At 73.9% G+C, this 8,213-nt stretch carries 8 protein-coding genes and 1 pseudogene; 6 read left to right on the forward strand and 3 right to left on the reverse strand.

Annotation, left to right across the window (positions count from 1 at the left end; genetic code table 11):
• Window positions 1-156 (forward strand): DNA methyltransferase, encoded by a 156-nt coding sequence (locus NCC78_RS23430; protein ID WP_372495186.1) that lies wholly within the window; start codon window positions 1-3, stop codon window positions 154-156.
• A 462-nt stretch (window positions 157-618) separates the two neighbouring features.
• Here NCC78_RS23430 and NCC78_RS23435 read toward each other — a convergent pair whose 3' ends face one another.
• From NCC78_RS23435 to NCC78_RS23445, 3 genes are all read right to left on the reverse strand, one after another.
• Window positions 619-1,386, reverse strand: coding sequence for a polyprenol monophosphomannose synthase (locus NCC78_RS23435; protein WP_250797086.1), 768 nt, complete (start codon window positions 1,384-1,386; stop codon window positions 619-621).
• 116 nt (window positions 1,387-1,502) lie between these two features.
• Window positions 1,503-2,504 carry an SDR family oxidoreductase gene (locus NCC78_RS23440; RefSeq protein ID WP_250797087.1) on the reverse strand — a complete coding sequence of 334 codons (1,002 nt, stop codon included), beginning with the start codon at window positions 2,502-2,504 and terminating at the stop codon, window positions 1,503-1,505.
• Window positions 2,501-2,929: an SRPBCC family protein gene (locus NCC78_RS23445; RefSeq protein ID WP_308220941.1), complete on the reverse strand. Its 429-nt coding sequence runs from the start codon at window positions 2,927-2,929 to the stop codon at window positions 2,501-2,503. The genes NCC78_RS23440 and NCC78_RS23445 overlap by 4 nt, the downstream gene beginning before the upstream one ends.
• A gap of 189 nt (window positions 2,930-3,118) precedes the next feature.
• Between NCC78_RS23445 and NCC78_RS23450 the strand changes: the two genes are divergently transcribed.
• From NCC78_RS23450 to NCC78_RS23470, 5 genes and pseudogenes are all read left to right on the forward strand, one after another.
• Entirely contained in the window at window positions 3,119-4,939 is a 1,821-nt protein-coding gene (locus NCC78_RS23450; RefSeq protein ID WP_250797089.1) for an HAD-IIIA family hydrolase, read from the forward strand.
• Window positions 4,936-5,913: a glycosyltransferase family protein gene (locus NCC78_RS23455; protein WP_250797090.1), complete on the forward strand. Its 978-nt coding sequence runs from the start codon at window positions 4,936-4,938 to the stop codon at window positions 5,911-5,913. Before NCC78_RS23450 ends, NCC78_RS23455 begins: the two co-directional genes overlap by 4 nt.
• The gene (locus NCC78_RS23460) at window positions 5,898-7,118 is read left to right on the forward strand and encodes a glycosyltransferase (protein ID WP_250797091.1); all 1,221 of its coding nucleotides are present in this window, start codon (window positions 5,898-5,900) and stop codon (window positions 7,116-7,118) included. Before NCC78_RS23455 ends, NCC78_RS23460 begins: the two co-directional genes overlap by 16 nt.
• Window positions 7,115-7,720: pseudogene (locus NCC78_RS23465) on the forward strand (D-sedoheptulose-7-phosphate isomerase); the annotation flags it as partial. The gene NCC78_RS23460 and the pseudogene NCC78_RS23465, both read left to right, overlap by 4 nt.
• 203 nt (window positions 7,721-7,923) lie before the next feature.
• Window positions 7,924-8,213: PfkB family carbohydrate kinase (locus NCC78_RS23470; protein WP_250797092.1), on the forward strand; the 290-nt coding region annotated here is incomplete at its 3' end.

The raw sequence follows: 8,213 nt of genomic DNA on the forward strand, positions 1-8,213 counted from the left end.
CTGGCCGCGCACGCGATCAGCTCGTACACGGCGCCGGGCGATGTGGTGTTCGACCCGATGTGCGGGTGCGGCACCACATTGGTGGAGGCCATGCACCTCGGCCGGCAGGGCATCGGGATCGACATCGGTGCGGCGCACCGCGCGGTCTACCGCTGACCGCCAACCGCCTCAGGCGCTCAACCGGGCAGGCCGCGGAGCGTGGGACGCGGGTAGGTCGGGGAGCGTGGGACGCGGGTAGGTCGCGGAGCCTGGGACGCGGGTAGGTCGCGGAGCCTGGGGCGCGGGCAGCTCACGCAGCGTGAGACGCGGGCAGGTGCGGTTGACGCCCCCAGCCGCCCTTTGCTCTGCACCCATATCCGCGCCGGTTACCGTGAGTAGCACGCCACCGGTGGTTCGCTCGCCGAGCTGTGCGGTCGAGCCAGCTCAGTGGGGTGGTGCGCATCGGGGTGCAGAGCAAAGCGCGGGAACTGCGGTGTCGCCGTCGCGGAATCGGGTCACGGCGAGTAACCGGCACGCTCCGTGATGCTTCGGTGGAGCGTGCCGGTCACGTCGCGTGGGCCGCCCAGCGCCTCGGCGCTCCAGCGCCTCAGCGTTCCAGCGGGTCAGCGCCTCAGCGGGTCAGCGCTCGATGTTGCGGTGGCGGGTACGGAGCTTGAACGGCATCAGGGCGCTCTCGATCTTGGTCGCGGTGGTCATCTTGGACACACCGTCGCGCCGCTCCTCGAAGCGGATCGGCACCTCCAGGATGGTGTGCCCCAGCTTGGTGGCGAGGTAGTGCATCTCCACCTGGAAGCTGTAACCGTTGGACTGCACGCGCTCCAGGCCGATGTCGTGCAACGCGTCGGCGCGCCAGATCTTGAAGCCGGCGGTGAGGTCGCGGATCCGCACCTGCAGCAGCGTGTGCACGTAGAGGTTGGCCCAGCCGCTGAGCGCCCTGCGGTAGAGCGGCCAGTTCTCGTCCAACTGCCCGCCGGGCACGTAGCGGGAGCCGATCACCACGCCGGCCTGCGTGGAGAGCAGGGCACCGAGCATGCCCGGCAGCGCCTCCGGCGGGTGCGACAGGTCGGCGTCCATCTGGGCGACGTACTCCGCTCCGCCGTCGAGCGCGCGGCTGATCCCGTCGACGTAGGCCCGGCCCAGACCCTCCTTGCCGGCCCGGTGCACCACCTCGATCCGCTCCGGGTGCTCGATGGCCAGCTTGTCCGCCACCTCGCCGGTGCCGTCCGGCGAGTTGTCGTCGGCCACGAGGATCCTCAGGCCCGGCAGCGGCAGGGCCAGGAGCCGCTCGACCAGCGCCGGGAGGTTGCCCGCCTCGTTGTAGGTGGGAACCACAACGGTCAGGCGTGCATCCTGCCAGGGCGAGGGCAACTGCACGGGTTTGATCATGTCGGACATCCTCGGGTTGCGGACAGGGCTCCCTGAGAGGGTAGCCAGTGCCACATCGGGGTCGAAAAGGCTCCCCTACCTGGGCGGCGCAGCCGGTGTGGTGACGCGATTCCAGGTCAGCGCGGCCGGCGGGTCAGGGCGCCGACCGCCAGGGCCAGACCGGCGAGGGCGACGCCCGAGACGGCCGGTTTGTGCGTACCGACCCAGAGAGCTGCCGAGCGGCTGCGGGCGCGGTCGGTGAAGACCCCCTCCGCGCCCCGGTCCCGCTCGGCGTCGCCCGGGTGGTCCAGGTTGTCGCGCCACGTGGCCGGGTCGACGGGGGTCGCGGTCTGCTGGCTTTCCTCGCCGCCGCGGGCCAGCTTCCGGTCCAGCAGGCCGGGCACGAGGATGTCGCCGAGCCGGGCCCGCCAGGTGGGGCCGCCCACGTTCAGCTCGCGCGGCCCGTGGTCGGCGGCCCAGACGATCGACTTCGCGGCCACCTTCGGTGCGAAGATCGGCGGGACCGGCTGCGGGTGCCGCGGCAGCCGGGTACGCACCCAGGAGAACTGCGGGGTGTTGATCGCCGGCAGCTGCACCATCGACAGCTTCACCCCCGGGCAGTCGTGCAGCAGTTCCGCCCGCAGCGAGTCGTTGAAGCCCTGAATGGCGTGCTTGCTCGCGCAGTACGCCGATTGCAGCGGGATCCCCCGGTAGGCCAGCGCGGAGCCGACCTGCACGATCGCGCCCCGGCCCCGCGCCCGCATGTGGCGCAGCGCGGCCAGCGTGCCGTGCACGGTGCCGAGGTAGTTGACCTCGGTGACCCGCCGGAACTCCGGCGCCGTGATCTCCCACGCCGGAGCGAAGACCGAGACCATCGCGTTGTTCACCCAGACGTCGATGCGGCCGAACCGGTGCACCACGTCGTCGGCGGCCTGCTGGACCGCGCCCGCGTCGGCCACGTCGACCCGGTAGGTGCGGACCTCGGACGCGCCCAGCTCCCGGCAGTCCCGCTCGGCCGCGGCCAGCCCCGCCTCGCCGCGGGCGAGCAGCGCCAGACGTGCCCCCCGGGTGGCATACCGCCGGGCCACCGCCCGCCCCACGCCGGCGCTCGCCCCGGTCACCACCACCGTCTGCGTCATTCCGGGCCCTTCTGCCGCTTGGCGATGTCGGCGAGGCGGTCGAGGGTCTCCCGGTTGCGCATGTGCAGCACCAGATCGTTGACCTTGTTGCGGATCCAGCGCAGCGGGCCGGCGGCGAAGTCCTCGCCGATGCGCACCCGGGTCGCCCCGTCGCCCACCGGCTCGAGGGTGAAGGCCACGATCGCCTCACCGGCCGGCCACAGCCCGGCCCGCAGGATCAGCTTGTGCGGGGGCTCGCAGGCCAGCACCGTCGAGGCGTCCTGCAACGAGAAGGGCCACGGTCCGGCCTTGTGGTGCAGTTGGGTGCCGACCCGGGGCCAGGCCTCGTCGACGTCGCGCACGTGCACCGTGCCGACCACCCAGTCGCTGTACGTCCAGCCGTCCGCGAGCACCGCCCACACCTGCTCCGGGGGAGCCTCGATCACTTTCTCCACAATCGCCACTGCGCCCCCATACCCCGGGTGCGACCCGGGCTAACAGGGCCGGCGGGTTAGCTTCTCGGGGGCGACGGGTAAGGCCACCCCGGGCCGGCGTGTCGACGCCGCCGGCCTCGCGACGCCGCCGACGCGTTGAAGTTGACGTTTACTCCTCGGGGCGCAGGGAACCCGCCGGCTGTGCGACAGGACCACGTGGAGCCGGATCAGCGCAGGTCAGCCCGGGTCGATTCCGGTGCTGACCCGGTCCGCTCCGGGCCGGTCCTCTTCGACGCGGTGTTGCTGGATCGGGATGGCACGGTGATCGAGGATGTGCCGTACAACGGTGATCCGGAGAAGGTGCGGCCGGTGCCGGGGGCGCGGGAGGCGTTGGACCGGTTGCGGGCGGCGGGTCTGCGGTTGGCGGTGGTGACGAACCAGTCGGGTCTGGCCCGGGGGTTGTTCTCCGAGGCGCAGATGCGGGCGGTGCACGCCCGGGTGGAGGAGTTGCTGGGCCCGTTCGATGCGTGGCTGGTGTGCCCGCACGACGACAGCGACGGATGCTCGTGTCGTAAGCCGGCGCCCGGGCTGGTGCACGCCGCCGCCCGCGAGTTGGGCACCACACCCGCGCGGTGCGTGCTGGTCGGGGACATCGGCCGGGACATGACAGCCGCCCTCGCCGCCGGGGCGTCGGGGATCCTGGTCCCGACGCCGGTGACCCGCCCGGAGGAGGTCGACGCCGCACCGTGGGTGGCCACCGACCTGCCGGCGGCGGTGGCGGAGATCCTGCGCCGGCAGGCCGCGATCGACCCCACCACCTACCCCCGACCCGCCACCACCGCCCACGCAGCCCACAGCCCGCAAACCGCCGCCACCGCGCGCACCAGCGTGGACAGGACCGGCAAGACCGTGCTGGTGGTGCGCGCCGATTCCGCCGGAGACGTGCTGGTCACCGGACCCGGCATCCGCGCCGTCGCCGCCCACGCCGACCGCGTGGTGCTGCTCTGCGGCCCCCGTGGCCGCGCCGCCGCCGAACTGCTCCCCGGCATCGACCACATCATCGAACACCGCCTGCCCTGGATCGACCCCACACCCGGACCCGTCGACCCCGCCGACATCCACCAACTCACCAACCGCCTCACCGCCGTGCACGCCGACGAGGCCGTCATCTTCACCAGCTACCACCAATCACCCCTACCCCTCGCCCTGCTCCTCCGCCTCGCCGGCGTCGAACGCATCAGCGCCATCAGCGACGACTACCCCGGCGCCCTGCTCGACATCCGCCACCGCGTCCCCACCGGCGTACCCGAACCCGAACGCGCCCTCTCCCTCGCCGCCGCCGCCGGCTACGCCCTACCCCACCACGACCAACCCCACCTGCGCCTACGCCCCGAGGTGCTCGACGGCCCAGGCGAGCTGCCGCACCCGGCGCTGGCCGAACCCGGCTACGTGGTGGTGCACCCGGGCGCGTCGGTGCCGGCCCGCGCCTGCCCGCCCCGACGGTGCGCGGAGATCGTCGCGGCGCTCGCCGCCGCCGGGCACCGGGTGGTGGTCACCGGCGGACCGGACGAGCGGGACCTGACCGCGTACGTCGCCGCCGCCGGCGGCCTCGACCTGGGCGGGCGGACCGGGCTGGCCGGGCTCGCCCGGGTGCTCGCCGGCGCCCGCTGCGTGGTGGTCGGCAACACCGGCCCCGCCCACCTGGCGGCGGCGGTCGGCACACCGGTGGTCAGCCTCTTCGCCCCCACCGTCCCCTTCGGGCAGTGGGGGCCGTGGCGGGTGCCGACCGTACGCCTCGGCGACGCCGGCGCGGCCTGCCGGGACACCCGCGCCGCGCGGTGTCCGGTGCCCGGCCATCCCTGTCTCAGCGGCGTCGAGCCCGCTCAGGTCCTCGACGCGCTGCGGCTGCTCGGGGTGACTCCGCAGCCGCAGCGGCAGCCGCTGCCGGAGCCGGTCGCGGCCGGCGATGGGTCGACGGTCGGCGTGCCGGCACCGGCCCTGACCGGCGGGAACGGCCGATGAACCTCCTGCTGTGGCACGTGCACGGGTCGTGGACCACATCGTTCGTGCACGGCAAGCACCGCTACCTGGTGCCGGTCACGCCGGACCGAGGTCCCTACGGCCTGGGCCGGGCCACCACCTACCCCTGGCCCGACACCGCGGTCGAGATCACTCCGCAGGACCTGGCCGGCGCCGACGTCGACCTGGTCGTCCTGCAACGCCCCGAGGAAATCGACCTCGCCGAGGAGTGGCTCGGCCGCCGACCCGGTCGGGACGTGCCGGCCGTCTACGTGGAGCACAACACCCCCAAGGACGGCCAGGTGCCGAACAGTCGGCACCCCATGGCCGACCGCGACGACCTGCTCGTCGCCCACGTCACCGCATTCAACCAGCTCTTCTGGGACACCGGGAGCACCCGCACCACCGTCATCGACCACGGAATCGTCGCGCCGACGGTCGACTACACCGGTGAGCTGGACCGGCTCGCGGTGGTCATCAACGAGCCGGTCCGCCGGTGGCGGGTCACCGGCACCGACCTGCTGCCCCGGTTCGCCGAGATCGCCCCGCTGGACGTCTTCGGCATGAAGGTGGCCGGGCTGGCGGACCACCTCGGCCTGCCCGCCGACCGGGTGACCAGCCACGACGACGTCCCGCAGCACCGGATGCACACCGAGCTGGGGCGGCGGCGGGCGTACCTGCACCTGTGCCGGTGGACGTCGCTCGGGCTGAGCCTGATCGAGGCGATGTCCATCGGCATGCCCGTCGTCGCGCTGGCCACCACCGAGGCGGTGATGGCGGTGCCTCCCGGCGCCGGAGCCCTGTCCACCCGGATCGACACCCTGCTGGACGCCGCCCGCCGGTTCATCGAGGAACCGGCGGAGGCGCGTCGCGCGGGGGCCGAGGCCCGCACCGCCGCGCGGGACCGCTACGGCCTCGACCGTTTCCTCGCCGACTGGGACCGGCTGCTGGAGGAGGAAGTATGCGCATCGCGATGATCTCGGAGCACGCCAGTCCGCTCGCCGTGCTGGGTGGCGAGGACGCCGGCGGTCAGAACACGCACGTCGCCGAGCTTTCCGCCGCGCTGGCGGCGGCCGGGCACGACGTGCGGGTCTACACCCGTCGCGACGCGGTGGACCTGCCGGTGACGGTGCGCGCCCCGGACGGCTACGACGTCGTGCACGTCCCGGCGGGGCCGGCCGAGCCGGTGGCCAAGGACGGCCTGCTGCCGCACATGAAGGAGTTCAGCCGCTGGCTGGTGGACCGGTGGCGGGGCGGGGACTGGATGCCCGAGGTGATCCACGCGCACTTCTGGATGAGCGGCCTCGCCGCGCTGGCCGCCAGCCGGCAGACCGGGGTGCCGGTCGTGCAGACGTACCACGCCCTCGGCGTGGTGAAGCGACGTCACCAGGGGGTCCAGGACACCAGTCCGGCGCGGCGGATCGGCTACGAGCGCGAGCTGGGCCGTTCGGTCGACCGGGTCATCGCCCAGTGCCGGGACGAGGTCGGTGAGCTGGTCCGGATGGGGGTGCCCCGGTCGCGGATGACCGTCGTCCCGTCCGGGGTCAACCTGGGCACCTTCGCCCCGTTGGGTCCGGCGGCCGAAAAGGACGACGACCGCCCCCGGATCCTCACCGTCGGCCGGCTGGTCGAACGCAAGGGCTTCCAGACCGTCATCCGGGCGATGGCGCACGTCCCCGAGGCCGAGTGCGTGGTGGTCGGTGGCCCGCCGGCCGGTCTGCTGGAGACCGACGCGTACGCCCGACGGCTGCGGGCCCTGGCCGTCACCTGCGGGGTGGCCGACCGGGTGCGGCTGGTCGGCGCGGTGCCCCGGGAGGAGATGGGGCGCTGGTACCGCTCGGCGGACATCCTGGTGGCCGCCCCCTGGTACGAGCCGTTCGGGCTGACCCCGCTGGAGGCGATGGCGTGCGGCGTGCCCGTGGTGGGCACGGCCGTGGGCGGGATCAAGGACACCGTGGTGGAGGGGATCACCGGTGACCTGGTCCCGGCCCGGGACCCGCGCGCGCTGGGCGCCGCGGTCCAGCGGCTGCTCGACGACCGGATCCGCCGGTTCGCGTACGCGGCGGCGGCCCGGGAACGGGCGCGGCAGCGGTACTCGTGGGCGGCCACGGCGGAGCGGCTGGTCGAGGTCTACGGCGACGTGGCGGCGGTGCGCCGGCCCACCCGGGTGGTGGCCGGATGACGGCGAGCACGCTGCTCGACGCCCACCTGGCGAACCTGGCGGCGGCGCTGCTGCCCTACCGGCAGTGCGAGGAACTGCTGGCCCGGTGGGGGGAGACGCTGGCCCGCCGCCTGGCGGATGGTGGTCGGCTGCTGGTGGCGGGCAACGGTGGCAGCGCCGCCGAGGCCCAGCACCTCACCGCCGAACTCGTCGGCAAACTCCGCGACGACCGCCAACCGCTGTCCGCCATCGCCCTGCACGCCGAAACCTCCGCCATGACCGCCATCGGCAACGACTACGGCTACGACGAGGTCTTCGCCCGCCAGGTCCGCGCCCACGGCCGCGAACACGACATCCTCCTACTGCTGTCCACCAGCGGCACCAGCCCCAACCTCCTCACCGCAGCCCAGGCCGGCCGCGACACCGGCCTACGCTGCTGGGCCCTCACCGGCCCCACCCCCAACCCGCTGGCCGACCTCTGCGACGACGTGCTGGCCGTTCCGTCGCCGGACAGCCAGGTCGTGCAGGAACTGCACCTGGTCTCCAGCCACCTGCTCTGCGAGTACGTCGACCAGGCGCTGCCACTGGTGCAGGGCCTGCCGCGGATGACCCCGCCGGCTCCCCGGCGCCTCGGCTTCGCCGACCGGTTCGGCCTGGACGGTCGCGCGCTGGCCGCCACTGGCAGCCACACCAAAGGCCACGGTGCCAACGGCCGCGGCCCGAACGGACCAGCCGGCAACGGCCACGGCCCGAACGGGCGCGGCCCCAACGGCCACGGGAGCAACGGCCACGGGAGCAACGGGCGGGGCGTCGACGGGACGGCGTCATGAACGGCCCGCTGGTCGTGGTCGGCGACGCCCTGCTGGACCGGGACGTGGCCGGCTCGGTCAGCCGGATCTGCCCGGACGCACCGGTGCCGGTGCTCGACGAGCGGTCGGCCACCGACCGGCCCGGCGGCGCCGGGCTCGCCGCGTTGCTCGCCGCCGCGCAGGGCACCGAGGTCGCTCTGGTGACCGCGCTGGCCGACGACCCGGCCGGCGCCCGGATCGCCGAGCTGCTCACCGCCGCCGGGGTGCGGCTCTATCCGCTGCGGATGCCCGGCGCGACGCCGGAGAA

This window comes from Micromonospora phytophila, from assembly GCF_023656545.1.
In the GTDB taxonomy this organism is placed as follows: domain Bacteria; phylum Actinomycetota; class Actinomycetes; order Mycobacteriales; family Micromonosporaceae; genus Micromonospora; species Micromonospora phytophila.

Excerpts from the sequence above, each read along its gene's own strand:
- NCC78_RS23435 (WP_250797086.1), bottom strand. The coding sequence starts at position 1,386 with ATGATCAAACCCGTGCAGTTGCCCTCGCCCTGGCAGGATGCACGCCTG.
- NCC78_RS23440 (WP_250797087.1), bottom strand. The coding sequence starts at position 2,504 with ATGACGCAGACGGTGGTGGTGACCGGGGCGAGCGCCGGCGTGGGGCGG.
- NCC78_RS23460 (WP_250797091.1), top strand. The coding sequence starts at position 5,898 with ATGCGCATCGCGATGATCTCGGAGCACGCCAGTCCGCTCGCCGTGCTG.
- NCC78_RS23455 (WP_250797090.1), top strand. The coding sequence starts at position 4,936 with ATGAACCTCCTGCTGTGGCACGTGCACGGGTCGTGGACCACATCGTTC.